This window comes from Enhygromyxa salina, from assembly GCF_000737335.2.
Classification (GTDB): Bacteria; Myxococcota_A; Polyangia; order Nannocystales; family Nannocystaceae; genus Plesiocystis; species Plesiocystis salina_C.
Window position 1 is genome coordinate 17,386 of record NZ_JMCC02000060.1, and the last position, 24,620, is coordinate 42,005.

Here is a 24,620-nt window from a genome sequence, read left to right on the forward strand (position 1 = left end):
TCATGTAGACGTCCGTGTCGGTCCCGCCCGAGACATACACGACGCTCCGCCTGTTGCGGGCGTCCGCCCGCGCCCATGTCTACGAGGCTGTGCGCAAGCGTGACAACAAGCGCGTCGTCGCGAAGGTGTTCGAGTTGGGTGACGACGGCGTCGAGGCTCGCGTCGAGCACGAGTTCCGCTTGCTGCAGCAGCTCGACGTCGAGGGCGTGGTGCGGGCGCTTGGGGTCGAGCGCGCCGGCGATCGCTTGGTCTTGCTGTTGGACTACGTCGACGGCGTGAACCTTGCCCAATTCTCGGACGGCAAGCCGATCGAAGTCGGCGCGTTCTTGCCGAAGGCGCTGAGCCTGGTCGCCACCCTTGGTCGGATCCACGAGCGGCGCATCGTCCATCGCGACATCAAGCCCAGCAACGTGTTGGTCGAGGCGGGGACGGGCGACGTGTTCTTGGCTGACTTTGGCATCTCGGTGCTGCTCGAGAGCGAGCGGCAGCACTTGTTCGATCCCGAGGTCATCGAGGGCACGCTGCCGTATGTCTCGCCCGAGCAGACCGGCCGCACGACCCGCGAGGTCGACTTTCGTAGCGACCTGTACTCGCTCGGCGCGACCTTCTACGAGCTGCTCACGGGCCGGCGGCCGTTCGAGGCCAACGAGCCGCTCGAGCTGATCCACGCCCACCTCGCGCGGCGGCCAACGCCGCCCCACGAGCTGGTCGCCACGATCCCGGTCCAGCTGTCGGCGATCGTCATGAAGCTGCTCGAGAAGGCGCCCGAGCACCGCTACCAGTCCGCCGGTGGGTTGCACGCGGATCTCGAGCGCCTCGCTTCGCTGTTGACCGGGGAGGGGGCCGAGGAGGGGGCCGGGGGGCTGGCCGGCGGCGACGCTCAGGTCCGCTTCGAGCTTGGCGAGCACGACCACCCCAACACCTTGCAGCTGCCGCATCAGCTCTACGGCCGCGCCAACGAGCGCGCCACGATCGAGCGGGTGTTGGCGGCGGTCACCAAGGACGGCGAGCGGCGGATGGTGCTGATCAGCGGCGCGCCGGGCCTGGGCAAGACCGCGCTGCTGCGCACGATCGACGCCCGCGTGGGTGTCAGCGGCGTGCACATGGCGCTCGGGAAATTCGAAGCGCACCAGCGCGACGTGCCATACCGCGGCTTCGTCCGGGCGTTCACGAGCCTGGTCGAGCAGGTCCTGACTCGCAGTGACGAGCAGCTGGGGCGCTGGCGAAGAACGCTCAAACAGGCGCTCGGTTCAATCGCGGGCGTCGTCGCAGCGATGGTGCCCGAGCTCGCGCTGGTGCTCGGTGAGCTCCCGCCGGTCCCCAAGCTCGAGCTCGGCGAGTCTCGCAACCGCCTGCACGTGGCGCTGGCTCGGTTCGTCGCGGGCTTCGCCCAGGACGGGCCGCTGGTGTTGGTGCTCGACGATCTGCAGTGGGCGGATCCCGCGAGCCTCGAGCTGCTGCGCGTGCTCCTGCGCGAAGGGGGCGAGAGTCCGATCTTGTTTGTCGGGGCCTACCGCAGCGACGAGGTTGACGAGGACCACCCGCTGCATCGCGTGATCGACTCGCTGGGTGGGCTTGGGTCTGAATCTGGTACCTCGGACGCCGAGGGGGTGGGGGAGTCGGACCGCGCGCCTGGTCGCCTCACGCGGATCGAACTGCAGCCGCTGGACCCCGTCGATCTCGGGCAGCTGCTCGCCGATGTGCTGGGTCGCCCCGCCGCCGAGATGACCGCGCTCGCGCAGGTGGTCGATCGCAAGACCGCGAGCAACCCGTTGTTCGTGCGGCAGTTCCTGCTGCACCTCGAGCAGCTGCAGCTGCTGCGGCCGACCCGCGCGGGCTGGCAATGGGACGCCGACGAGATCGCGGCCGCGGGGATCTCCGACGACGTGGTCGAGGTCATGCGCGCGAGGCTCGATCGCCTGGAACCAGACGCCCGCGAGCTGCTGGCGCTGGCGGCCTGCGCAGGCTCGCGCTTCGACACGGCGCTGCTCGAGGCGGGCGGCAACCCCCGGCGCGAGGTCGTGCTCGGGGCGCTGCATGACCTCGAGCAGCAGGGCTTGGTGAGCCCATCGGGGTCCGACTACGTGTTCAGCCACGAGGGGATCCGGACCGTCGCGCGGGACCGGATCGAAGTGGAGACGCGGCGGTCCTTGCACTGGGAGATCGGTGACTACCTGCTCGCGAAGAGTTCGCTGCCCGCGTCCGTGAGCGGGCGAGAAGCCCTCGCCCGAGCTGAAGACACAGGCGAGGACCAGCTCGGCGAGCGCGTGTTCGAGATCGTCGACCACCTCGACGCCGGGTTGCCGGTCGAGCGGCTGTCAAGCTCGCGTCGGCAGCTGCTGGTCCGGCTCAACTTGCGCGCGGGGCAGCGGGCGCTCGACTCGGCCGCGTGGGACGCCGCGCGCCGCTACTTCGATCTTGCCGTCGAGTTGCTCGCCGACGACCTCGAGCGCTCGGCCCGATCGACGGGGCCGGAGCGCGTGCAGGCGTTTGACGCCGCGTTCGGTCAGGCCCAGTCGTTGGCGATCGGGGGCCTGACCGATGAGGCAGCGTCGGCGTTCGAGCGGCTGCTTGGCTGGGATCTGTCGATCGTCGAGCGCGCCCGGGTGCTCGGGCGACAGGTGCGGATCCTCGAGCTGCGCGAGCGCCCGGCCGAGGCCCTCGCGCAGGCGCTGTCTGGGCTCGCGGCGCTGGGTTGCAAGCTACCGCGCGCGACCTCGAAGCCGCTGGTGCTCCTCGCTATCGTTCGCGCGATGCGAGCGACCAAGGGCGTCACCCGCACGCGCTTGCGCGAGCTGCCGGCCGCCACCGACGAGCGAGACATCGCGATCATGCACCTGCTCGCCGCGGCGACCGGGCCGGCTTGGATCGCCGGGCAGGAGCTGTGGGTCATCGTCGTGTGCGCGCACGTGCAGACCTTGTTGCGGGCTGGCTATCACCCAACCGCCGGGATCGGGCTTGGCAGCTTTGCGATCCTGTTGATGAGCATGGGCAAGGCCGACGAGGCCCGCGCGATGGTCGACGTCGCGGTCGAGCTGGCGGTCGAGCGCGCGAGCACCCCGGCCGCGCGCGTCTCGGCCCGATCCAACTCGTTGGTCATGGTGGGGCCGCAGTGTCGGCCATTTCGCGAGGTCGCGGACCCCGTCGAGTCCGCGCACGCCGAGGCGGTCGAGGTTGGCGAGCGCTACGTCGCCGGCCTGATCGGCTCGGTCGGCCTCGTCAACCACCTCGAGGCCGGCACCCACCTGCGCGAGATCCTGGAGATCGACGCGCGGGTGCGCAGCGTCGACGAGAGCTTCGGCGGCCGCGAGCAGCAGATCCTCGCCGAGATGTTTCGCCGCTTGGTGACGTGCATGATCGGATCCGAGGGCGCGTCCTTGATGCGTCTCGACGAGGTCGCCAGCGACGACATCAGCCCGCTGACCCGCTACGTGATCATCACGACCGAGGTCTGGGGTCGGATGATGTTCGGCGAGCTCGACAAAGCGTGGGCGCTCGCCGAGTCGGTGCTCCACAACTACGAGCGCGTGTTGCTTGGGAGCATCGTGGTGCCGCGCTTCGCCATGCTCGCGGCCGTGCTCGCGGCCCGGCGCTGGCCGGCCGCCAAGCCTGGCGAGCGGCGCAGGTTGGTCGCGGGTATCCGCAAGCGGCTGCGAACGGTCCGGCGCTTCGCCAAGGTCTGCCCCGAAAACTATCAAGCGATGGCGGACATCGTCGCCGGTGAGCTCGCGGCGTTGCGCGGCCAAGGCGACGCGGCGCTGCGGCTGTTCGAGCGGGCACGCGCCGCCGCGCTCGAGTCTGCCGCACACTACGTGGCCGCGCTGGCGAGCATGAGCTTGGCGACGTGGGCGGATCGGCAGGGGCTCGCTGTGACCAAGTCCGGCGCCCGTCGCAGCGCCCGCGAGGCTTACGAGCGGATGGGCGCGCGGGCGCTCGTCGAGCACCTCGACCGCGAGTACGGCCGGCTCACACCGCACGAGCTGCCACCGCTCGAGCGCTCGAGCATGACCCACACCGCGATGTTCCTGGGGCCGGTCACAACCGACGGCTCGGGGCAGTCGCTCGATGTTGCGACCGTGCTCGCGACCATGCAGGTCATGCAGGCGATCAGTGAAGACCTCGAGCTCGGGCAGGTGATCTCGCGGGTGCTCGCCAGCGCGATCGAGCACGCCGGCGCGGACCGGGGCGCGCTGATGCTCGAGCGAAACGGTGAATTCGCGATGGTCGCCGAGGGCGACGGGCAACAGACCGCCGAGTTCATGGACGACCCCGTGCCGCTGCGCGACGCTCGCGAGCGGCTGGCCACGTCGGTCGTGCTGTATGTGGTTCGGACCGGCGGCGCGGTCGTGGTCGATGACATCGCCACCGACTCGCGCTTCTCGACCGATGCCTACGTCCTGCGCTCGGGGGTCCGCTCGATGTTGTGCATGCCGATCGTCAAGCAGACCCGGCGGATCGGCGCGCTGGTGCTCGAGAACCGCCTCGCGGCGGGGGCGTTCACCGCCCAACGCCTCGAGATCCTGCGGATCTTGTTGGCCCAGGCCGCCAGCGCGCTGGACAACTCGCGGCTGTACGCGGCCCTCGCCCGCAGTGAGGCGCAGTGGCGCTCGTTGGTCGATGGGGTCCCGGACGTCATCGCGCTGATGGACGAGCACGCGCAGCTCGAGTTCGTCAACCACCTCGCGCCCTATGACGCGGATCCCAACCAGCTGATCGGCGCCAACGCCGACGTCTACATGGACCCGGCCTCGAAGTTGGCCTGGCGCGAGGCCTTCGCCGCCGTCGTCGCCGACCGAGCGCCGCGCGAGCTCGAGATCTGTGTGGCCCCCGAACGCCACCCGCGACGCCACTACATGACCCGGATCGTCAGCGTGGGGACGGGGGTCGGAGCTGGCGCGCAGACCAAGTACCTCACGATCTCGACCGACATCAGCGCGCGCAAGGAGCTCGAGGCCCAGATCCGCCAGCAGCAGCGCTTGGACTCGCTCGGCACGCTGGCCAGCGGCGTGGCCCACGAGATCAACAACCCCGTGCAGGGCATCCTCAACTACGCCGAGCTCATCCAAGGCCGCGCCGACGACCCCGAGACCGTGCGCGAGTTCTCGCGCGAGATCACCCACGAGTCCGAACGGGTCGCAACGATCGTCCGCAACTTGCTGGCCTTCTCCCGACAAGAGCGGGACCAGGAGCGCGAGGCGGTCAGCGTCATCCAGCTGGTCCAGTCCACGCTCTCGCTGATCCAGGCCGTGATCCGCAAGGACTACGTCCGCGTGGTGCTCGACCTGCCCGAAGGCTTGCCCTTGGTCTCGTGTCGTTCTCAGCAGATCCAGCAGATCGTCATGAACCTGGTCGCCAACGCCCGCGACGCCCTCAACGACCGTTACGCGGGCTTTGACGAGAACAAGCTCGTCGAGGTCAGCGCGTGCACCTTCCAGCGCGACGGCCGAGCTTGGCTGCGACTGACGGTTGGCGACCGCGGCACCGGGATCCCCGAGGACGTGTGCGCGCGGATCTTCGATCCCTTCTTCACGACCAAGGGCCGCGATCAGGGCACGGGTCTGGGTCTGGCGGTGAGCCACGGGATCGCGCTCGAACACGGCGGCGATCTGCGGGTCCAGAGCGAGGTTGGCGTCGGCACCCGCTTTCACCTCGAGCTGCCAACCGTGGCCGCAGAGGTCCCGCAGAGCTCGTGAGGCCGCCATGCGCGGAAGCCAAGATTCGCGAGAAACTCCGGTCAGCGCCTCGCTAGCCGAAATTGGGGGCCTTGCTGGGTGGCCCGTGACCTGACGGCGCTGCGTTTGGTAGCTTCCGCTGGCCCATGCCCGATCCAGGTCCGCCCACGCTAAACGAGCGCCCGTCCCCGTGGGACCGGGCCGCGCTGAAGTTGATCAACGACCCGCGCGACCTGAGCTTCGTCCACTTGATGGTGGCCTGCATCGTCACGGCGCTGCTCGGGCTCTCGCTGTATCCGCTGAGCCTCACGGTGCTGCAGGGCGATTGGTTCTGGGCGGCCGCGGGCGCGTACCTGCTGATCTGGGCGCTGTGGACGCTCGACCGGTTCATCCTGATGCTGCACTGCACCTCGCATCGGATCTTGTTTCGGCGCCAGTACGGCTGGCTCAACCATGTGATCCCGCTGGTGCTCGGCCCCTTCTTTGGCGAGACGCCGCAGACCTATTTTTGCCACCACATGGGCATGCACCACCCCGAGAACAACCTGCATGACGATCTGAGCTCGACGATGCGGTTTCAGCGGGACCGGTTTGGGCACTGGCTGCGCTACTTCTTTCGGTTCTTCTTCCTGATCATCTTCGAGCTGTCGCTCTACTTCGTGCGCCGCGGCCAGGCCAAGATGGCCTACAAGGCCGTGGGCGGCGAGCTGGTGTTTTGGACGGTGGTGACCTTGCTCGCCGTGTTCGTTGACTGGCGCGCGACCCTGGTCGTGTTCGCGTTTCCGGTGCTGATGGTTCGCGTGCTCATGATGGCCGGCAACTGGGCCCAGCACGCGTTCGTGGACGCTGCGCACCCCGAGGATCCGTACCGCAACTCGATCACCTGCATTGACTCGCGCTACAACCGGCGCTGCTTCAACGACGGCTATCACATCTACCACCACGTCAAGGCGCGCTGTCACTGGAGCGACTACCCGGGCGAGTTCCAGGACAACAAGGCGGTCTACGGCGAGCACGACGCGATCGTGTTTCGCGGGCTGGACTTCTTCTTGGTGTGGGCGCTGCTGATGGTCGGGGCCTATCGCACGCTGGCCAAGGCGATGGTCGAGCTGCCTGGGGCGCCCGCGCGCAGCATCGAGGAGCGGATCGAGTTCATGCGCACGCGGCTGCGGCCGATCCCCGGATAGCTCCGGGCCCGGTTGGTTCAGAGCTGGGCGCTGGCCGGTTCAGAGCTGGGCGCTGGCCAGCTCAGAGCTGGGCGCTGGCCAGCTCAGAGCTGCCCGCGCGAGTGGGCCATCACGATCAGGTAGGCCGCGAGGTCGACCCCCGAGGCGTTCGAGCTGGTCACGCTGCTGACCGCGGTGCCTTTGGAGGACGCGGTGGTCGCCGCCTCGAACGTGGTCTTGCGCCTCGTTTGGCGCAGCTGATCGTCGTAGTAGGCGCGCGGCGCCCAGGCCCGCAGCTGGGTCGTGAGGGCCGCGAAGCTCTCGTGGCTGGAGTGGCCCATGGCCGCGCCGAGCCCCGTGTAGCGCAGCTGGTGCTGGCAGAACAAGATTGGATCGCCGAGCCGGGACCCGCTTCGCCTGAACAAATAGATGCGCTCCTCGGACTCCGAGGTGGTGCTGTGCGTGGTCGTGGTGGACTTGCGGGTCATGACCATGCCGCCGGTGAGCACGGCCCGGGCGGCGCTGAAGCTCTTGCGGGTCTGCTCTTTGGTGCTCTGGTGGTCGGCGAGGACCATGGCGTGGACCAGCGCGTAGGCCTCGCTGAGGTGGGATGTCGCGCGCTGGTGGGCGTGGTCTTCGGTGTGAAGGGCCTCGCCCTCGAAGCTGAACTCGCGCGGCTGGTGCATGTCCGCCGCGCCTGGGACCGTGCGCGCGTCGCAGCCGACCACGCCGTGGCCCCACTCGCGCAGGGTGTCCATGAGCGCCTTGGCCCGCTCGCGCTCGGGGATCCGCGCGACGATCACCGGCAGCGGACCCGCGACGCGGGCCCGCAGATCGTAGGGGAACATGTCGAGCATGCGGGCGAGCTCCGCCAGCTGTTGATCGAACCCGGCCCCCCAGCGGGTAATCGCGACGATGAACATCAGCGGGGCATCAGCGGGGCATCAGCGGGCCAGCTCGATCACGCGTGTCATCATGCGCTCGACCTCGGCCTGGGTGCTGTAAAAATGCGGCCCGATCCGCAGCCCGCAGTTGGGCCGCCAGTCGTGCTTGTAGCGCTCGCTGATCAACACCTTGCTCGCGGCCTCGCTGGTCGGGAAGTCAACCGCGACGAAGCCCGTGCGGGCCGCGTCGTCGACCGGCGAGCGGACCGTGAGCCCGGCCTCGAGCGCGCGGTTGATGATGATCCGAGACAGCGCCAAGTTGTGGGCCCGGATGCGATCCATGCCGATCTCGAGCAGGTTTTGGTAGGCGTTGCGAGCCACGTAGTAGGCCGGAACCGAGGGCGTACCTGCGACCAGGCGCCAGCTGTCTTTGGCCAGCTCGATCGGGGCAGGGGCCATGTCGAAGGGCGCCGCGTGGGCCATCCAGCCGGTCGTCATGGGCTCGAGCTGCTCGCGCAGACCCGGCCGCACCCACAAGAAACAAGTACCCGGCCCGCCGCACAGCCACTTGTGGCTGCCGCCAACGAGGATGTCCAGATCCCACGCTTGCACGTCGATCGGCACGACCCCGGCGGTCTGGTACACGTCGCACATCACCAGCGCCCCGACCTCGTGGGCCCGCTTGCAGATCGCGGCGACATCGAGCAGCGCGCCCGAGACATAGACCGCGTGCGAGATCGACACGATGCGGGTCCGCTCGTCGATCGCCTCGAGCATCCGCTCGGTCGAGATCGTCACCCCATCATCGCTTGGCACCAGCTCGAGCTCGACCCCCAACCGAGCGAAGCGCTCCCACACGTAGATCACGTTGGGGAACATCAGCTGCTCGATCACGACCTTGGGCCGGCTCGCGTAGTCCAGCGAGCTGGCGATCCGCGCCTGCAAGGTCGCCACGTTCTCACCGAGCGTGGTGTTGCCAACCCCGCCGTTGAAGAAGCGCGCCGCCATGTCGGCGGTCTCGGTGATGAACGTGGGCCAGTGATCCCAAGCCTCGACGCCCTCGCGCGCCCACACCTGGGTGTACTCGCGCAGGGCCTCGGCGGTGCCCCGATGCATCGCGCCCATGCTGTTGCTGTTCATGTACGTGCTATCCGCGAGGATCGGGTAGTCCTCGCGGTAGCGCTCGAGCGCGGGATCGATCTGAGGTTCAATCATGACGGGTCACCGATGCGAAGCGGTAGCGAAGCACGATGAAAGCCCCCTTGAAGGGGGCCAATGATGCCCCCGCGCACAAACGGCCCCGAGGAGCGAAGCGACAAGACGCGCAAGCGGCTGCAGTCGGCGAAGTGCGAAGGTGGCTGTGGGGGTCAAAGCAACAGCCGGTACGCTTCGGCGTCGAGCATCTCGCCAAGGTCGACCCCGTCGGCCGGCCGGATGCGGATCATCCACCCGCTGGTGTAGGGCTCGGCGTTGATGACCTCTGGCTCGCTGTCCAGGGCGGTGTTGACCTCGACGACCTCGCCGGTGATCGGGGCGTAGAGATCAGACACGGCCTTGACCGAGTCGATGTCGCCGAAGCGCTCGCCGGCCTCGAGGGCTTCGCCGACCTCGGGCAAGCTGACCGCGGTGATGTCGCCGAGCTGGCCAACGGCGTGGGCGGTGATGCCAACCGTGATCGTTCCGTCGTCGTTGCGCCGGGCCCACTCGTGGTCTTTGGTGTATCGGAGGTTCTCGGGCAGTTCGCTCATGTGGTGTCTCGCAGGGGGTGAATCGAGTGAATGAAGAGAGTAAGAGTGCTTGGATCAGCCGGCGCGCCGGTAGAACGGGCCCTTGACGACCTCGACAGGGACCAACTTGTGCTTGCTGCGGGCGGCGATCACCGTGTCGGCCTTGTGGTGGCCCGTGCGGACATAACCGATCCCGACCGAGCCGCCCACGGTGGGGGCCGGCCCGCCGCTGGTGACGTGGCCGATCACTTCGGCGTTGGCCTCTGCGCTGGCGACCAGCTCCCAGCCGTGGCGGGGGGTGCCCTTGCCCTGCACGCGAAACCCGATCAGCTGGCGTTGGACGCCGTCGCGCTTCTGGGCCGCGAGCGCCTCGCTGCCAACGAACGCGCCCGCGCCAAGCTTGACGACCCAGCCGAGCCCCGCCTCGAGCGGCGTGGTGGTTGCGTCGATGTCGTTGCCGTACAGGCACAGCTTGGCCTCGAGCCGCAGCGTGTCCCGGGCGCCCAGCCCACACGGCGTCGCACCACCGGCCACCAGCGCGTCCCAGACGGCGCGCGCGTCCGCGGCTGCGACGAACAGCTCGAACCCATCTTCGCCGGTGTAGCCGGTGCGCGCGGCGACCACCGGCTTGCCAGCGATCTCGCCCGGGCCGAAGTGAAAGCCGCCGATCTCGAGCAAGCGCGGCGACAGCTGACCGCACAGCGCGAGGGCGCGTGGGCCCTGCACGGCGATCAGCGCCGTCTCGTCCGAGCGGTTGACGATCTCGCACATGCCGCCAACGTGCTCGCGGAAGTGGGCCTCGTCCTTGGCGATGTTGGAGGCGTTGACGACGATCCGCACGCGCTCGGGCCCTTGCCGGTACACGATGCAGTCATCGACGATCCCGCCGCTTGGCAGGCACACCGCCGTGTACAGCGCTTGCCCGTCAACGAGCTTGCCGACGTCGTTGGTGATCAATTTTTGGACCGCGGCCAGCGCCTGTGGCCCCTCGAAATCGATCTCACCCATGTGCGAGACGTCGAACAGCCCCACGTCTTCGCGAACCGCCTTGTGCTCGGCGAGGATCCCCCCGTACTGAACCGGCATGTGCCAGCCAGTGAAGTCGACCATCTTGGCGCCGGCATCGAGGTGTGCCGCGTGGAGGGGAGTCGAGAGAAGCTCAGCCATGGGCGCCGCCACTATCCGGGACCGGCGGCGATGGTGCAACCCGGGGTGCTTTGCCGGGGCCATGCCCGGTGTTAGAAATCGGGCTCGACGCCGATGGTCATGGGCATGCAGCGCACGACAAACCCCAGCCGCCCGCGGACCCGTGCATCTGCGTTCGCGCTGGTCGTGGGGTTCGCCAGCGTCACGGGGGTCGCGGGCTGCTCCCGGGACAAGCTCGCGCGGGACGGGCGGGTGTCTCAGGCCCAGGCGGAGCAGTACGTGCGCAACGCCGTGCGGCAGTCCAGCGAGGGCGTCGTGCTCGAGCCCTCGCAAAAGGGCCTCGACCAGATCGAGCGGGTCCGGCTGGCCGAGATTGCCCAGGACCTGCGTGGTCCCGCGGCGCTGTGCTTCCTCGATCGTGCGATCGTGACCATGGAGCCTGGGCAGGTCGACGGCGAGCGGGCGTGGATCGGCGTCCCCGAGGGCCAGGCCAAGTTTCGCGCGCGGGTGTCCGTGAGCGGCGAGGTCCTCACCACCGACGTGCTCGAGTCGGGGTTCGACGACGCGCACATGGACACCTGCCTGACCAAGGTCATCTCCAAGCAGCGCTTCGTCGAGAGCCGCGACACCTTCGCGTACTACGTGGACGTCTACTACTGGGTCAGCCTGGGGTTCTTCGCCGAAGCCGGCAGCGACGAGTTCGCCGAGCTCATGCGCCGCCAGCAGACGGCGGCGGGCGTGCGGGCCAAGGCCTGCCTGACCGGGCGCGTGGGCCCCGGCGAGTACCGGGTGCAGGGGCTGAACTTGTTCGATCGAGACGGTCGCAGCATCGTCAATCGCGTCGAGCGGGGCGAGCTCCCGGCCGAGGTCTCGTCCTGCGTCGCGTCTGCGTTCAAGCAGATCCGCATTCACCCCGAGGCCGACGCGTTCATCCGACCAGCCGCCCCGGACGTCGTGTTCACGGTCGCAGCTGACGGCAGCGTTGGCGTCGCCGACGAGCGCTGGCTCGAGCTGATCGAGCTCGAGGAACGGGCGGCCAGGGACAAGCGCAAGAGCGAGCTGTTGGACCAGCCGATCGGCGCAGACGCGACCGTGGAGGCCGACGCGTTCGTGGACATGGGCGAGCCGCCGCCCCCAGCCAGCGAGCTGCCCGAGCCCGAGCCCGAGCCCGAGCCCGAGCCCGAGCCAGAGGTCGAGGGGCCGGCCATCGATGGGCCTGCGCCGGAGCCCAAGCCGGATCCCAAGCCAGATCCCAACGCCGACCCGGGCAAGCCCGGGACCAAGATCGACCTCTCGCCTCGGCGCAGGAACTGAGCTGATTCCCAATTATGGGACATCACCCGGTTCAATCCGGCGCGCGGTTTGGTTAGAACCACGCGGTGGACTTCAAAGATCGCGCCAAGCAACAGCTGCGGGATGCCAGCGAGAGCGTCGTCGGCGTGTTGTTCGAGCAGGCCAAGAAGCTGCCCTTCGTCAAGGACCGGATCGCCGCCGAGTACGACAAGATGATGGCCGAGCTGCGCGCGGCGGCCAAGCCCTACGGCGACGAATTCCCCAGCTGCGACGCGCTGCCCGAGCAAGGCCGCAGCCGCGACGAGGTCCTCGCCCAGATGCGGGCGATGAGCGAGCGCGAGTCGTCGCGGTGGGAAGACGGGTTCGTGTCGGGCGCGGTCTACCACGGCGATCCCGAGCACCGGCAGTTCCTCGAGCAGGCCTACGCGATCCACTCGCAGACCAACCCGCTGCACTCGGATCTGTGGCCAAGCGTGACCAAGTACGAGGCCGAGATCGTCGCGATGACCGCAGACATGCTTGGCGCCAAGCAGGCAGGGGCGAGCGCCGAGGTGTGCGGGACCGTGAGCTCCGGCGGGACCGAGTCGATCTTGATGGCGATGAAGACCTACCGCGATCGCGCCCGCGCCGAGCAGGGCAACGACAAGCCCAACATCGTCGCGCCCACCAGCGCCCACGCGGCCTTCGACAAGGCCAGCCAGTACTTTGGAATCGAGCTGCGCAAGATCCCGGTGGGCGAGGACTTCCGCGCGGACGTCAAGGCCATGAAGAAGGCCGTGGATCGCCACACGATCTGCTTGGTCGGCTCGGCGCCGTGCTTTCCCCATGGCGTCATCGATCCAATCCCCGAGCTCGCGGCCGTCGCGTTCGCGCGCAACATCGGCTTTCACACCGATGCCTGCTTGGGCGGGTTCGTGTTGCCGTGGGCCCGCGAGCTTGGCTACCCGATCACCGAGTTTGATTTTCGCGTGGAGGGGGTCACGTCGATCTCGGCCGACACCCACAAGTACGGCTACGCGGCCAAGGGCACCTCGGTCCTGCTGTACCGCGACAAGGCCCTGCGCAAGCACCAGTGGTTCACGCTGACCAACTGGCCGGGCGGCATCTACTTCTCGCCAACGCTCGCGGGCAGCCGCGCCGGGGGGATCAGCGCGGCGTGCTGGGCGGCGATGCAGGCGATCGGGCGGCAGGGATATCTGGACGCGACCCAGGCGATCCTGCAGGCCGGCAAGCAGCTGCGCGAAGGGATCGCGGCGATCCCCCAGCTGAAGCTGCTTGGGGATCCGCTGTGGGTCATCAGCTTCGCCGCCGCCAATCCCGACAAGCTCGATGTGTATCGAGTCAGCGACGCGATGAGCAAGCGCCGCTGGAACCTCAATGGGCTGCACCGGCCGTCGTGTGTACACATCGCGGTGACGCTGCGGCACACGCAAGCGGGCGTGGTCGAGCGGTTCTTGGCGGATCTGCGCGAGGCGGTCGAGGAGGTCGAGCGGACCCCCGCGGGCGCTGGCGGGATGGCGCCCGTGTATGGAATCGCGGCGACGCTGCCGGCTCGCGGGGCGGTGAGTGACATTCTGGGCATGTACATGGACGCGCTCTACGAGGTTTGATCGGTGGAGGATCCCCAGCACATGCGAGTCGACGGTGTAGCCTTCGATCCGCTCCCCGATCTGACGGGCCGGCTGGGGTTGAAGCACTTCTCATTCGAAGGTCTCGCGCTCGAGCACGCGCCGGCCCAGGGTCGCGCCGAAGGCCACGCTGAACAGCGTGAGGCTGAGCAGCAGCAGGTTGGCCAAGTGCGGCATGAAGGGGTGCAGCAGGGCGACGAGCAGCGCGGCCCCCAGCCCTCCCACGCACAGCCCCGCGCTGCCGCCGAGGACCAACCCAAAGCAGCCGATCACCCGGCGCGCGAGCGGGTGCCCAGAGTGCTTGGGGCCGGCGTCGGACGGGTAGACGGGAACGGTGCCCAGCACGACCTCTGGCACCGCGACATACGGCCACCCCAAGGTGACGAGCGCGGGCTCGGGTGGGATGTGGGTCGCAGGTGTTCGGGGCAAGTCGCCGCCAAGGTCCTCACTTGGCGGGGTCGCTGGCGGCTCGGCCACGGCGTCAGTGTAGCAGCGCGCGCGTTGGCTTGGCGACCAAGGTCGAGCACGGGGATCGCGGTTGGGCGCCTCAGGTTCGCGGAGGCCGCCGCAGGATCACCCACGCCAGCGCGGCGAGCAGCGCGGCCTGCTGCACCAGCGAGAAGCTCAGCATTGCGACCGGCTCGGTCAGGGGCAGCCCGCTCATCGTCACGTAGAACAGGCCAAGCAGGATCCCATCGCGGGTGCGGTGGACCTCCGCGGCGCCCAGGCTCACCAGCCAGATCGCACCCAAGGCCACGTAGCCCGGCGCGAACGGGCTGCGCAGGCCGCCAAGGGTCAACACCGCCAGCCACATGGCCGCGTGGAGCCGCCGATCGCCGCGCCGCAGCCCCGCGATGATCGTCAGGCCCACGACCACGATCGTGAACACCGTGCCGATCGCCGCGGCGCTGGCCCACACGTCGTCAAACCCGATCCCCAGCGCCTCGAGCTTGAACGGCAGGCCGAACGGCGCCAGGTTCGAAGCGACCTCCTGGACCGACTCCGCGAAGAACTCGAGCGCCGCGCCCGAGCTGAGCCGCGGCAGCTGGTAGTGCACGAAGGCCCGAAACGGCGCGGGGCCAAACGCGAGCAGAGCCAACAGCGTCCAGGCCAGGCCAAACCCGGCCGTCCACAGCGCCTCGCGCCAGCGCCTTTGGACCAACAACATCACGCCCAGCAGGCCCGGTGAGATCTTGGCCAGCACCGCAAACGCAAGCAGCGCGCCGCCGAGCGCCGGTTGCCCGCGCTCGAACGCGACCATCGCGACGACCCCCATCACGACCACGGCGAGGTGCACGTTGCCGAGCTGCAGCGTGATCAGGGTGGGAAAGGAGACCCAGATCAGCGGCCACAACAACAGCGCGCGGATCCCCGCGCCCGGGTCTGACTCGGCGATCCAAGCGGCGACGTACCACAGCCCAAACGCCAGCCACAGCGCGTTGAGCCCGTACCAGAGCGCGCGCTGGACCACGAAGTCTTCACCCGCGAGCAGCAGGAACCGCGGGACCAGCAAGAAGGGCGGCGGGTAGGCGTAGGTGTCCAGGTCAAAGGGGGCGTAGAGCTGGGCCTGGGCCTCGCCCGTGCTGGTGTGGCCCACGGCCGGCCACCAGTCTTCGTCATACAGGTTCTCGGCCCGCTCGTTGGCCAGCTTGGCGCCTTGGAGGTACGCGGTCAGGCACGAGTGGAAGTTGAAGCGGGTGACCACGGGGTTCGACGCAGCCGCCTGAACGCGCTCCTGGTCGCCCATGAACGTGCTGAGCCGGGCCGACTGCAGCACCGTCAACGAGAGCAAGACGGCGACCGCCAGCGTGGCCCCGCGGTGCGCTCGCGCTTGGCCGTCGAGCGCCGCCGGGGTCCGGGCGATCATCACGGGCAGCGCGACGGTGACGAAGCCGGCGACCGCGAGCAGCGCAGCGCCGGTCGCCAGCGTCTCGCTTGGCGAGCCACCGCCGAACAGGCGCATGCCGTCGGCCGCGAGCATCGCCGTCGCGCTCGCGCAGGCCGCCGCTCGCAACCGCAGTCCTGGCCACCGCCAGGTCGCGACGGCGCCGACGGCTGCGACCACGAGCGCGGCGATCGTGACCCACGCTGCGTTCCCGCTCGTGTCGAGCGCGGCGATCAGCGGACGCCACAGCCCATGCGCGAGCACGGGCGCGAGGATCAGCCCCCATGCACCGGCGAGCACCACTCGCTCGGCGGCGGGGCTCTGGCCTTTGTCGGCGGCAGGCTCGGGCGCGGGCATGCGCGGATGATACTCGCGTACAATGCCCCGGTGAGGTGGCCGAATGGCGGACACCTTCGTGTCCTGATCTCGCTGGTGGGGCCGAGGTCGTCGAGATCGACTTCACCCCCGGATCTGCGGACTGACCCGGGGCAGGCGGAGTCACTCGCCGCTGGGTGCGGGATCAGTCTTGGGGCCAGACTTTGGACCAGACTTTGGACCAGACTTTGGACCAGATTTGGGGATGGTCCCGAACACGTAGTCCCAGATCGGCGTGGACACCCCAAAGTACATGTCGTGATCCTTGAAGTGGTGCAGCATGTGATGCTTGCGCAAGTACTTGCCGTACCGGGTCCGCGCCTTGCCGGCGTGGGTCCACCAGTGGGTCATGTCGTACCAGAGGTAGCCAATCGCGAAGCCTGCGAAGGCCGGCAGCGCCATCTCGTAGCCAAGCAGCGCCCACGCCAGCAGCCAGAACAGCCCCGCTGGGATCGCGCTGGCGCCCGGCGGCATCACCAGCCGGTACTTGTCGTTTGGGTACACGTGGTGGATGCCGTGCAGGAAGTAGTGGAGCTTGGGCGAGCGCTCGAAGTGGAACACCGTCCGGTGCAGCCAGTACTCCGCGAAGGTCCACACGAACAGACCGGCGGCGGTCAGCCCGATCGCCGACCCGAGGCCAAGCTCGGTCTGCGTGGCTGTCAGCCAGAACACGTAGAGCACGACCGGCCCGTAGATGATCAGCGGCATGCTGCCGTGACAGCGCGAGAAGAACTCGAAGAAGTTGCTCTCGAACTGCCGCCCCGCCCCCTTGCGGGTGATCTGATAGCCGCCGGGGTAGTCATGAATGTCGTTGCTGGCGGTTTCCGGTGGCATCGTCGCGTTGCGAGAACAGCACTGAACGCGAAAAGACGCAAGGGTTGGCCCCAGGGCCTGATGCGCGTCGCCCGTGCGCTGGCTCGCGGCCATGCGCGGGGACCTTGGTCAGAATCGGTGATCGTTTGGGCGGGCGGTTTGACCAGTCTGGCGGAGAAGTGAACATCAATGGCACACAAACACGATAGTTTCGCAAGCGGGCGCACGATCGCCGTCCTGGTCTTGGCCCTCGCTGTTGGAGTTGGCGCGGGTTGCAATGAGGAGCCGCTCGGGGATCCGTGCGCGCCAGACGTCGACGCCACCCGGGGGTGCGTTGACGCGTTGCTTGGCTTGTCGGGGATCGCCGGGCTGTCCGACGCAACGGGCACGTGGGAGCTGACCCCCGTGACGCCGAGCGTGAGCGCCTACTACGGCGCCGTCTACGTGACCAACAACGGGTCCAGCGCGATCGACGTCGAGCTCGAGGCGCTCGATTCCGCGGGCGTGATCGTCACGACCTTCGGGCCGGTCAACGCTGGCAAGAACAAGTGGGTCGCGTACGGCGAGGTCGTTCCGACCAGCGTGGCGGTCTCGGTCAACGTCGACGACAGCGATCCCGACTACGAACTGAGCTTCGACCCACTCGACAACTTCGATCCCTTGGCCGGCAGCACCGTCTCGCTCGAGTGCCAGTCCGGGACGCACGAGGTCGAGATTCTCCCGGTCAAATTCGACGGGACCACCAGCGTGTACCGAACGTACGTGCACGCCGTCACGGTCGACGGCGAGCCCACGATCTACGTCGACAACAACAACGCCGAGCGGATGCAGCTGTGGGGCTGGGCGCCGTCGTCCACCAGCGGACACGACGCGACGACCTGCACCGACGAGCGCAACTACGACGCCGGATGGACGGAGCTGGCGGTCGTCGACGCGAGCACCACCACGCCGGTCGCGGTCTCGCTGGGCACGGCGCTGGCGGTTGGCGTCAGTCACCTCAACGCGAGCGCGCCAGTCGATGCGCTGTCGACCGCGTTCATCGAGGTCGGCGACAGCACGCTCAGCACGGTCCGGTTCGAGCGGGCCGCAGACGACGCCACCGCCTGCGGGACCAACGACGCCAACATCCCGGTCGCGGTCCCGTTCGTGGCCGCGCGGGCGGCCTCGACCAACAGCCAGGCCTGCGGCGAGGTGACGTTCAAGAATTGCACGGACGCCAACGTCACCCTGACCGCGACCGACGGCGGCGTGACCACGGACTACTGCCTCGTGCCGCGGGGTGAGGTGCCAACGACCGAGTGCCCGTTGGCCGATGAACAGACGATCGAGCTCGACGGAGGCAGCCAGAAGGTCTGGCAGTGGGTCAGCAGCGACGACCCAACCGTGATCGTCAAGAAGAACAACGGCTGCGGCGGCTGACGGCGGGCGGTCCCAAGGCGAGCATGGATCGATCCAACCCCAGCGCTTCAACTCCCGAGCTCGGGCAGGCGCCAGCGGTCGACGAGCTGGATCTTCAGGCGGCGCAGCGGCGCGTGCTCGAGCGCATGCTTGGCCGCGCCCCCCAGCCCGCGCGCGTCGATCGCTTCGTGCTCGATCGCAAGCTCGGCAGCGGCGGCATGGGGACGGTGTGGCGCGCCCACGACGAGCAGCTGAACCGGGCGATCGCGCTCAAGTTCCTGCGTAGCGAGCGAGCGGGCGCGCTGGCCGAGCGGCGGATGTTCGAGGAGGCCCAGGCGCTCGCCAAGATCTCGCACCCCAACGTGATCCCGGTCTACGACGTTGGCCGCCACGAGGGCCGGGTGTGGATCGCCATGGAGTTGATCCCAGGCCGGAGCCTGCGCGAGTGGGTGCGCGAGGCCAAACCCAGCGTGGCGCAGATCCTCGCCGCCTGGCGCGACGCTGGCCAGGGGCTGGCCGCCGTGCACGCGCGCGGGTTGATCCACCGCGACGTCAAGCCAGACAACGTGATGATCGGCGACGACGGCCGGGTTCGCGTGATCGACTTTGGCCTGGTCCGCGGAACCGAAGGGTCGACCAGCGACGGCGGCGGGACGACCGAGGTCGAGCCCGCGGGTGACGAGCCGCTGACCGCGACCGGACAATTCCTGGGGACCCGCAGCTACGCCGCGCCCGAGCAGCTCGCGGGCGGCGCTGTCGATGCCCGCGCGGATCAGTACGCGTTTTGTGTCTCGGTGTGGGAGTCGCTGTGCGACGAGCGACCGGCCCCGGCGGAGCACGGCGTTCGATGGGTGGCGCCCGCCGGGGTCAGGATCTCGCGCCGGGTCCACCGCGCGCTGCAGCGGGGGCTCGCCGTCGATCCTGCGCAACGGTTTGCGAGCATGACCGAGCTGCTCGCCGCGCTCGCGCCTCCGCGGCGGCGGTGGTTGGTCCCTGCTGCGTGGGTGGTCGCCCTGGTCGGGGTTGGCGTCGGCGCGTCGGGGCTGCGGTCCGAACGGGTCCAGGCGGTCGCGCCGTGCAGCGCGGCTGCAGCGGGCCTGGATGCGGTGCTCGACGCCAGCGCGCGCGCGCGCTACCTCGCGGTGTTCAACGCCGACACGCGCGGCTTCGCAACCACGATGCTCGACGACTGGAGTGAGCGCTGGCGGGGGGCCGCGACCCAGAGCTGCGTCGACGTCCACGTCGCCCACGTGCGCTCGGACCAGAGCTTGGATCGCCGCCGTGCCTGCCTGGACGCCTCGCTCGCGCAGCTCGAGGTCGTGCTCGCGGCGGTCGAGCGATCGCCAGCTCCTGGGGTGGACGCCGTCGAGTGGTTTGGCGCCCTGGATGATCCGCGCGCGTGCCTGGACGCAGTGATCCTGACCCGTCGCGGGGCCACGCTCAGCCCGGCTCGAGCCCAGGCGGCCAACGACCTGCGCGCGCGCCTGTTCGCGGTCTGGATCGGCAGCGACGAGCCCGCGCTGGGCGTGCGCAGGCCCGAGGCCGCGCGGCTGAGCCAGGACGCCGCCCGGCTCGGATCCCCCGAGCTCGAGGCCTTCGCGATGAAGGTCCTCGCGCATCTTGCCTATCTCGATGACGACGCCGAGTCGGCCACCCGCGACTACGGTCGGATGCTCGACCTCGCCGATCAGCTGGACCGCGAGGACCTGCGCGCGGCGGCTTGGCACGGCATGGCCGCGGTCGCCTTGGACCTCGATCTGGATGTCGAGCTCGCGACCTGGCGGACCGATCGGGAGCGCCGCAGCGCCGAGCGGGCGGTCGGGGCACCGCGCGAGCGTGGCCTGGCCCGGATCAGCCAAGCGCGTCTGCAAGACATCCAAGGGCGCTCGGGTGCGGCGCGCAGCGACTACCAGGCCGCGCTCTCGCTGCTGCGCGAAGCCGGGGCGGCGACCAGCTCGACCCAGGCGCTGGTGCTGCGGTCGCTGGGCAAGATCGCCGCGGATCAAGGTCGCAAGGACGACGCAGCGGCGGCGCACGCCCAGGCTGCGAGGCTGGAACTCGGGCTCGAGACGGGCGCACCCAGCAGCGCGCGCACGGTCCGGGGCGCCGACGGTCAGCAAGCCTTCGATCGGGCGTGGACCCACTACGCCGCGGGCGAGCTGGGCACCGCCGAGCAGGCGTTCGTGGAGGCGCGCGCGGCATGGGAGGCCGAGCGTGGGCCGGCCAGCCTGCGCGTCGCCGACTGCGACGTCGCGCTCGCCGGGATCTACGATGGACTTGGCGACAGCGCCCGTGCGCGCGACCACGCGCAGCGAGCCGACCGGCGCTATCGCGAGCAGGCCGCCGCCCACCCCGATCGCTTCTATGCGCTCTCGGCTCTGGGGACCATCGAGTTTCGCGCGGGTCGGCTCGAGGCTTCACGCGCCGCGTTCGAGCTCGCGCTCGACATCCTCGAGCGCCAGGCCCACGCCGATCCGACCCACGTCGCGCTGACCCGGGCCAACCTCGGCGAAGCCCTCGCGGCTCTGGGTCGCCACGCCCAGGCTCAGCCCATGCTCGAGGCCGCGATCGAGTCGCTCGAGCGCGAGCAGGGTCCCAACGACATCAGCCTGGCGATCCCCCGCAAAGCCCTTGGCGCCACGCTGCTCGCGCGAGACCGACTCGACCAGGCCCAGACCCTGCTCGAGCTCGCCCTCGCCCAGTTCGACGCGGGCCTCGACAACCCAGTCGAGGCCGCCGAGACCCGGTGGTTGCTCGCGCTGACCCTCGACGCCCGCGGAGATCGGGGCCAGGCGATCGAGCGCGCGACCGAGGCCGCCCGCGCATACGACGGGTTCGACGGGTCTCACCAGCCCCGACGCGACGAGATCCAACAGTGGCTGCGCGACCGCAATAGCAAGTAGACTCCGGCGAATGCGAGGGGTCGTCGCCGCGGGGAGTGTCGCTACGGCAAAAGCTGGCGCGGAAGTGTTGCGTGATGGGGGCAACGCGGTCGACGCTGCGGTCGCCTCGGCGCTGGCCAGCTTCACCGCCGAGCCGCTGCTGACCTCGGCGGGCGGGGCGGGGATCATGGTGATTCGGCTGCCCGGCGCCGAGCCGGTCGCTGTCGACTTCTTCTCGACCTTTCCGGGCGCGGGTGGCCGGCCGCAGCGGGTCGACTTTCACAAGATCGAGGTCGACTTTGGCTCCGCGACGCAGACCTTTCATGTTGGGCGTGGTTCGGCCGCGACCCCCATGATGTTCGAGGGCTTGGCCGTGGCCGCCGCACAATTTGGGGTGCTCCCGCTCGCGCGCCTGGCCGCCCCTGGGATCGCCCTCGCGCGCGAGGGCGTGGTCGCCGACGCGCTCACGGCCCGGACCTTCGCGCTGCTGTGGCCCATCTTGCGCCGCGACAGCGCGTGCCTGGCCGAGATCGTCGAAGGCCAGCGCACGGATCGACCCCTGGTCGCTGGCGAGCGGGTTCGCAACCCCAAGCTGGCCGCCACGCTCGAGGCCTTCGCCGCCAGCGGCCGGACCCCAGCGCAGGTTCGGCAGGGTCTGCTGAGCGAGTTCGGCCCCGATCGCGGCGGGCTGATCACCGCGGCGGATCTGGACGCGGCGCAGGTCAAGGTCACGCGCCCGCATCAATTTCGGATCGGCGAATGGACGGTCGTCAGCTCGCCGCGGCTTGGCGGGCGCCTCGTGGGCATGATCTCCGAGGAGCTGTCCGCGGGCACCTACGAGGTCGACGACGAGGCCAAAGAGGTGCTGCGTCAGGCCAACGCCTCGGCAGCGGGGCATCGGGCGCGGCTGGCGTTGCCGCGACCCGACCCGCGCGGAAGCACCACCCACATCTCGGTCGTCGACGGCAAGGGTGGGGCGGCCTCGGTCACGCTCACCTCGGGCGAGGGCTGCGGTCACGTCGTCACCGGCACCGGCGTGCACGTCAACAATTTCTTGGGCGAAGAGGACCTCAACCCCGCCGGCTTTCATCTGCATCGTCCAAACGACGCGCTGCCCACCATGATCGCGCCGACGATCGCCGTGCATCCCTCCGGGCGGGTGGTCGCGCTTGGCAGCGGCGGATCCAACAGGATCCGCAGCGCCGTGGCGGCGGTCTTGCACGGCTTTGCTCGCCGCGGGCTCACGCTGTCGGCCGCCGTCCAGGCGCCGCGCGTGCATGGCGAAGACGGCGCCGCGTGGGTCGAGCTCGACTCGCGCCAGGATCCCGCTGCGATACGTTCGCGCCTCGGTGCCAGCTTTTCGCAGGTCCATGGGTTCGAGTCCCGGGACTTCTTCTTTGGCGGGGTCCACGTCGCCGAGCGCGACGAGCGTGGCGTGCTCGAGGGCCACGGCGACGCGCGTCGCAACGGGGCCGTCGAATACGTGGCCTGAAGCCGGTCTGTCGCGCGTTTAGCCGTGGTCGCCGGCCCTTCGTCGGATTTTTTCGAGTTTGCGCTGATCGATTCATCGCCCAGGCGCGACTACCAAGTAGGTGGCCCCCAACGGGGCGCCGACCCGGTCCCGGATCGGTCTCGCCGCACAACAGTTCACGAAACTTCTGCTTCGTTTTTACTCGCGTGTTGGCACGTCAGGGGGCTTCGGGGGAGGACCCAGCAGGGTCCGATCCGGTTCCGGGTTTATTTTTGGCTAGGCGTGCGGCCCTCGACGCGCGGGGACGGGCAAGTGATGCGCAGAGAACATCGCGGATGTACCACCATTGCCTTGCTGTCTGCGCTCGCCTGCTTGGGGCCGGGCTGTGTGGTCAAGCTCGACCCGCCGTTCGAGGAGACGGAGACGGAGACGGAGACGGAGACCTTCGGCGAAGGTTGGGACACCTCCACCGACACCGAGTCGGCGTCCGAAGCGTCGGGGTCGGGGGAGTCGGGGGAGCCGGAGTCGGGGGAGTCGGAGTCGGGGGAGTCGGAGTCGGGGGAGTCGGAATCTGGAGAGTCCGAGTCCGAGTCCGAGTCCGAGGAGAGCGAATCGGGTGAATCCGAGTCAGGGGAGTCGGAATCTGGACAATCCGAGTCTGGAGAGAGTGAGTCGGGTGAATCTGGCGAGAGTGAGTCGGGCGAGTCGGGCAGCGAGGAGTCCGAGTCGGGCGCATCGGGTGAATCGGGCGAATCGGGCGAATCGGGCGAGTCGGGCAGCGAGGACTCGGAGTCCGGCGAAACCGAAGAGTCCGGCGGCGAGGAGACCGGCGGTGACGAGTGCGAGCCCTTCGACCACGATCCGCGCCGCTCCTTGATCGAGACCAACCTCGAAGCCCTCGCGGGTGTCTCGATGGCCGAGGTGCTCGATCGCGCCGCCCTCAGCGCCGATCTGATCGGGGATCCCGAGTTCACCCACACCCGCCTCGTCGACAGCTTCACGACCAGCGAGGACGCGGCGCTTCCGGGCGGTTCGCACTGCGATGATCTACTCGTCAAAGGACTGCCCGCGCTCAATGGCTACCCCCTCCAGTGCCCCCGGGCCGAGGCGCTGCAGGTCCCCAACCTCGACGCGTGGTTCCCGATCGCCTACGTCAACCGCCTCGATCTCGCGCCGCTCGATGGCAGCGACTGCGGTGAGCAGCGGCTGATCATGGCCAACAACGCGACCGACCGGATGTTCGTGATCTTCGAGGCCCGGATCCCCAACCCCAACCCCGACTGCGGCCCGGTCGCGTGCAAGCCGATCGCCCAGCTGTGGTCGGACCTGAGCTTCATCAACGATCCAGTCGAGCGCGGCGAGCAGCTGCGGCTCGCGTTCCTCGATGGCCACCCGCAGCTGAGCGAAGCTGGCTTCGAGCCGTTCATGTCCGGCGTCAACATGAGCTTTGGCACCGGGCAGGTCCGCACCAACAGCTTTGACCAGGATCCGTGGACGCTCCGCCAGTTTCGCTTCGTCGACGAGGCGGGCCGGCTCTCGGTCACGCAGGTGCCCGTCAGCGACAACGCGTTTGGTCCGCTGTGGAACGACCTGAGCGACGAGCCGTTTGGCGAGCTGTGTCGCGCCAGCATCCTCGACGGGCTCGAGACCCTGCTCGTCGATGAGATTGCCAGCATGGGCCTGAGCCTCGAGCCGCGCTGCTTCGCGGCCGAGAGCCGCGATGACGCCTTGGTCGACCATGCCGCGCAGCTGGCCAAGGGCAGCGGTGAATTCGAGGCCGCGCTCGCCCAGCGGCTGGGTGAGCTGGGCAGTGATCTGAGCGTGGAGCAGCTCGCCAATCGAGCGACCTTCGCCAGCAATTGCATGGGTTGCCACCAGACCGCGACCAGCTTTGACCTGGGCCACGATCTGTTCGCTCCCGCCTCGCGCGGGTTCGTGCACGTCGATGAACTTGGCCAAGAACCATGCGGGGGTGGATCCTGCTTCGCTATCTCACCCGCGCTGCGCGACGAGTTCCTGCCCGCGCGGCAGCTCGCCCTTGAAGACTTCTTGCTGCAGACCTGCGAGGTCGCGTGTGCGCCGGGCGGCCTGGGTGATGGATCTACCGGGCTCGGCGCCGCGCAGGTCCTGCTCGACGGCCCCGCTACAAATGGTTTGCCTGCGATGCCCGTCGATCGCAGCGAGCTCGCCCAGCTGATCGCGGCGGAGCAGCAATTGCGCGCAGGTTCAGCCGCGACGACCTTGGGTGGCCGTCCTCGCGGGGCCCACTGACTCGCTGCG

Annotated in this window: 15 protein-coding genes; 8 read left to right on the plus strand and 7 right to left on the minus strand. The window is 69.1% G+C overall.

Going from position 1 to position 24,620, the window contains the following annotated elements; translation table 11 throughout:
* Window positions 1–14: 14 nt before the first annotated feature.
* Window positions 15–5,693, plus strand: coding sequence for an AAA family ATPase (locus DB30_RS22355; RefSeq protein WP_052552322.1), 5,679 nt, complete (start codon window positions 15–17; stop codon window positions 5,691–5,693).
* 125 nt (window positions 5,694–5,818) lie between these two features.
* Entirely contained in the window at window positions 5,819–6,859 is a 1,041-nt protein-coding gene (locus DB30_RS22360; protein WP_052552324.1) for a fatty acid desaturase family protein, read from the plus strand.
* An 83-nt stretch (window positions 6,860–6,942) separates the two neighbouring features.
* Here the strand turns inward: DB30_RS22360 and DB30_RS22365 are convergent, their stop codons facing one another.
* From DB30_RS22365 to gcvT, 4 genes are all read right to left on the minus strand, one after another.
* Window positions 6,943–7,761: a hypothetical protein gene (locus DB30_RS22365; protein WP_052552326.1), complete on the minus strand. Its 819-nt coding sequence runs from the start codon at window positions 7,759–7,761 to the stop codon at window positions 6,943–6,945.
* 21 nt (window positions 7,762–7,782) lie between these two features.
* On the minus strand, window positions 7,783–8,937 hold the full coding sequence (locus DB30_RS22370; protein WP_052552328.1) for an aminotransferase class V-fold PLP-dependent enzyme: 1,155 nt from the start codon (window positions 8,935–8,937) through the stop codon (window positions 7,783–7,785).
* 152 nt (window positions 8,938–9,089) lie between these two features.
* Window positions 9,090–9,470, minus strand: coding sequence for a glycine cleavage system protein GcvH (gene gcvH / locus DB30_RS22375; RefSeq protein WP_052552329.1), 381 nt, complete (start codon window positions 9,468–9,470; stop codon window positions 9,090–9,092).
* Between the two features lie 54 nt (window positions 9,471–9,524).
* A complete protein-coding gene (gene gcvT / locus DB30_RS22380; RefSeq protein WP_052552332.1) occupies window positions 9,525–10,616 on the minus strand; it encodes a glycine cleavage system aminomethyltransferase GcvT in 1,092 nt (363 codons plus the stop codon).
* A gap of 105 nt (window positions 10,617–10,721) precedes the next feature.
* Between gcvT and DB30_RS22385 the strand changes: the two genes are divergently transcribed.
* A complete protein-coding gene (locus DB30_RS22385) occupies window positions 10,722–11,909 on the plus strand; it encodes a hypothetical protein (protein WP_146660108.1) in 1,188 nt (395 codons plus the stop codon).
* Window positions 11,910–11,974: 65 nt separating this feature from the next.
* Window positions 11,975–13,498 (plus strand): pyridoxal phosphate-dependent decarboxylase family protein, encoded by a 1,524-nt coding sequence (locus tag DB30_RS22390; protein WP_052552336.1) that lies wholly within the window; start codon window positions 11,975–11,977, stop codon window positions 13,496–13,498.
* A gap of 90 nt (window positions 13,499–13,588) precedes the next feature.
* On the opposite strand, the gene DB30_RS22395 is transcribed toward DB30_RS22390, so the two are convergent.
* The 3 genes from DB30_RS22395 to DB30_RS22405 all read right to left on the minus strand — a co-directional run bounded on the left by DB30_RS22395 (window position 13,589) and on the right by DB30_RS22405 (window position 16,610).
* Entirely contained in the window at window positions 13,589–13,993 is a 405-nt protein-coding gene (locus DB30_RS22395; RefSeq protein ID WP_052552338.1) for a hypothetical protein, read from the minus strand.
* A gap of 70 nt (window positions 13,994–14,063) precedes the next feature.
* On the minus strand, window positions 14,064–15,758 hold the full coding sequence (locus DB30_RS22400; RefSeq protein WP_052552340.1) for a glycosyltransferase family 87 protein: 1,695 nt from the start codon (window positions 15,756–15,758) through the stop codon (window positions 14,064–14,066).
* 141 nt (window positions 15,759–15,899) lie between these two features.
* Window positions 15,900–16,610, minus strand: a complete 711-nt coding sequence (locus tag DB30_RS22405) for a sterol desaturase family protein (protein WP_165703896.1) — start codon at window positions 16,608–16,610, stop codon at window positions 15,900–15,902.
* A 168-nt stretch (window positions 16,611–16,778) separates the two neighbouring features.
* Between DB30_RS22405 and DB30_RS22410 the strand changes: the two genes are divergently transcribed.
* The 4 genes from DB30_RS22410 (at window position 16,779) to DB30_RS22425 (ending at window position 24,611) form a co-directional block, all read left to right on the plus strand.
* Window positions 16,779–18,008: a hypothetical protein gene (locus DB30_RS22410; RefSeq protein WP_052552344.1), complete on the plus strand. Its 1,230-nt coding sequence runs from the start codon at window positions 16,779–16,781 to the stop codon at window positions 18,006–18,008.
* Window positions 18,009–18,031: 23 nt separating this feature from the next.
* A complete protein-coding gene (locus DB30_RS22415; protein ID WP_052552346.1) occupies window positions 18,032–20,890 on the plus strand; it encodes a serine/threonine-protein kinase in 2,859 nt (952 codons plus the stop codon).
* Between the two features lie 10 nt (window positions 20,891–20,900).
* The gene (locus tag DB30_RS22420; protein ID WP_146660110.1) at window positions 20,901–22,361 is read left to right on the plus strand and encodes a gamma-glutamyltransferase; all 1,461 of its coding nucleotides are present in this window, start codon (window positions 20,901–20,903) and stop codon (window positions 22,359–22,361) included.
* Between the two features lie 330 nt (window positions 22,362–22,691).
* A complete protein-coding gene (locus DB30_RS22425; protein ID WP_052552350.1) occupies window positions 22,692–24,611 on the plus strand; it encodes a hypothetical protein in 1,920 nt (639 codons plus the stop codon).
* Window positions 24,612–24,620 lie beyond the last annotated feature (9 nt).

What these genes read in the sequence shown, in the direction of transcription:
- DB30_RS22360 (WP_052552324.1), top strand. Translation starts at nt 5,819, where the DNA reads ATGCCCGATCCAGGTCCGCCCACGCTAAACGAGCGCCCGTCCCCGTGG.
- DB30_RS22385 (WP_146660108.1), top strand. Translation starts at nt 10,722, where the DNA reads ATGCAGCGCACGACAAACCCCAGCCGCCCGCGGACCCGTGCATCTGCG.
- DB30_RS22405 (WP_165703896.1), bottom strand. Translation starts at nt 16,610, where the DNA reads ATGCCACCGGAAACCGCCAGCAACGACATTCATGACTACCCCGGCGGC.
- DB30_RS22365 (WP_052552326.1), bottom strand. Translation starts at nt 7,761, where the DNA reads ATGTTCATCGTCGCGATTACCCGCTGGGGGGCCGGGTTCGATCAACAG.
- DB30_RS22400 (WP_052552340.1), bottom strand. Translation starts at nt 15,758, where the DNA reads ATGCCCGCGCCCGAGCCTGCCGCCGACAAAGGCCAGAGCCCCGCCGCC.
- DB30_RS22370 (WP_052552328.1), bottom strand. Translation starts at nt 8,937, where the DNA reads ATGATTGAACCTCAGATCGATCCCGCGCTCGAGCGCTACCGCGAGGAC.
- gcvT (WP_052552332.1), bottom strand. Translation starts at nt 10,616, where the DNA reads ATGGCTGAGCTTCTCTCGACTCCCCTCCACGCGGCACACCTCGATGCC.
- gcvH (WP_052552329.1), bottom strand. Translation starts at nt 9,470, where the DNA reads ATGAGCGAACTGCCCGAGAACCTCCGATACACCAAAGACCACGAGTGG.
- DB30_RS22415 (WP_052552346.1), top strand. Translation starts at nt 18,032, where the DNA reads ATGGATCGATCCAACCCCAGCGCTTCAACTCCCGAGCTCGGGCAGGCG.
- DB30_RS22420 (WP_146660110.1), top strand. Translation starts at nt 20,901, where the DNA reads ATGCGAGGGGTCGTCGCCGCGGGGAGTGTCGCTACGGCAAAAGCTGGC.
- DB30_RS22410 (WP_052552344.1), top strand. Translation starts at nt 16,779, where the DNA reads ATGGCACACAAACACGATAGTTTCGCAAGCGGGCGCACGATCGCCGTC.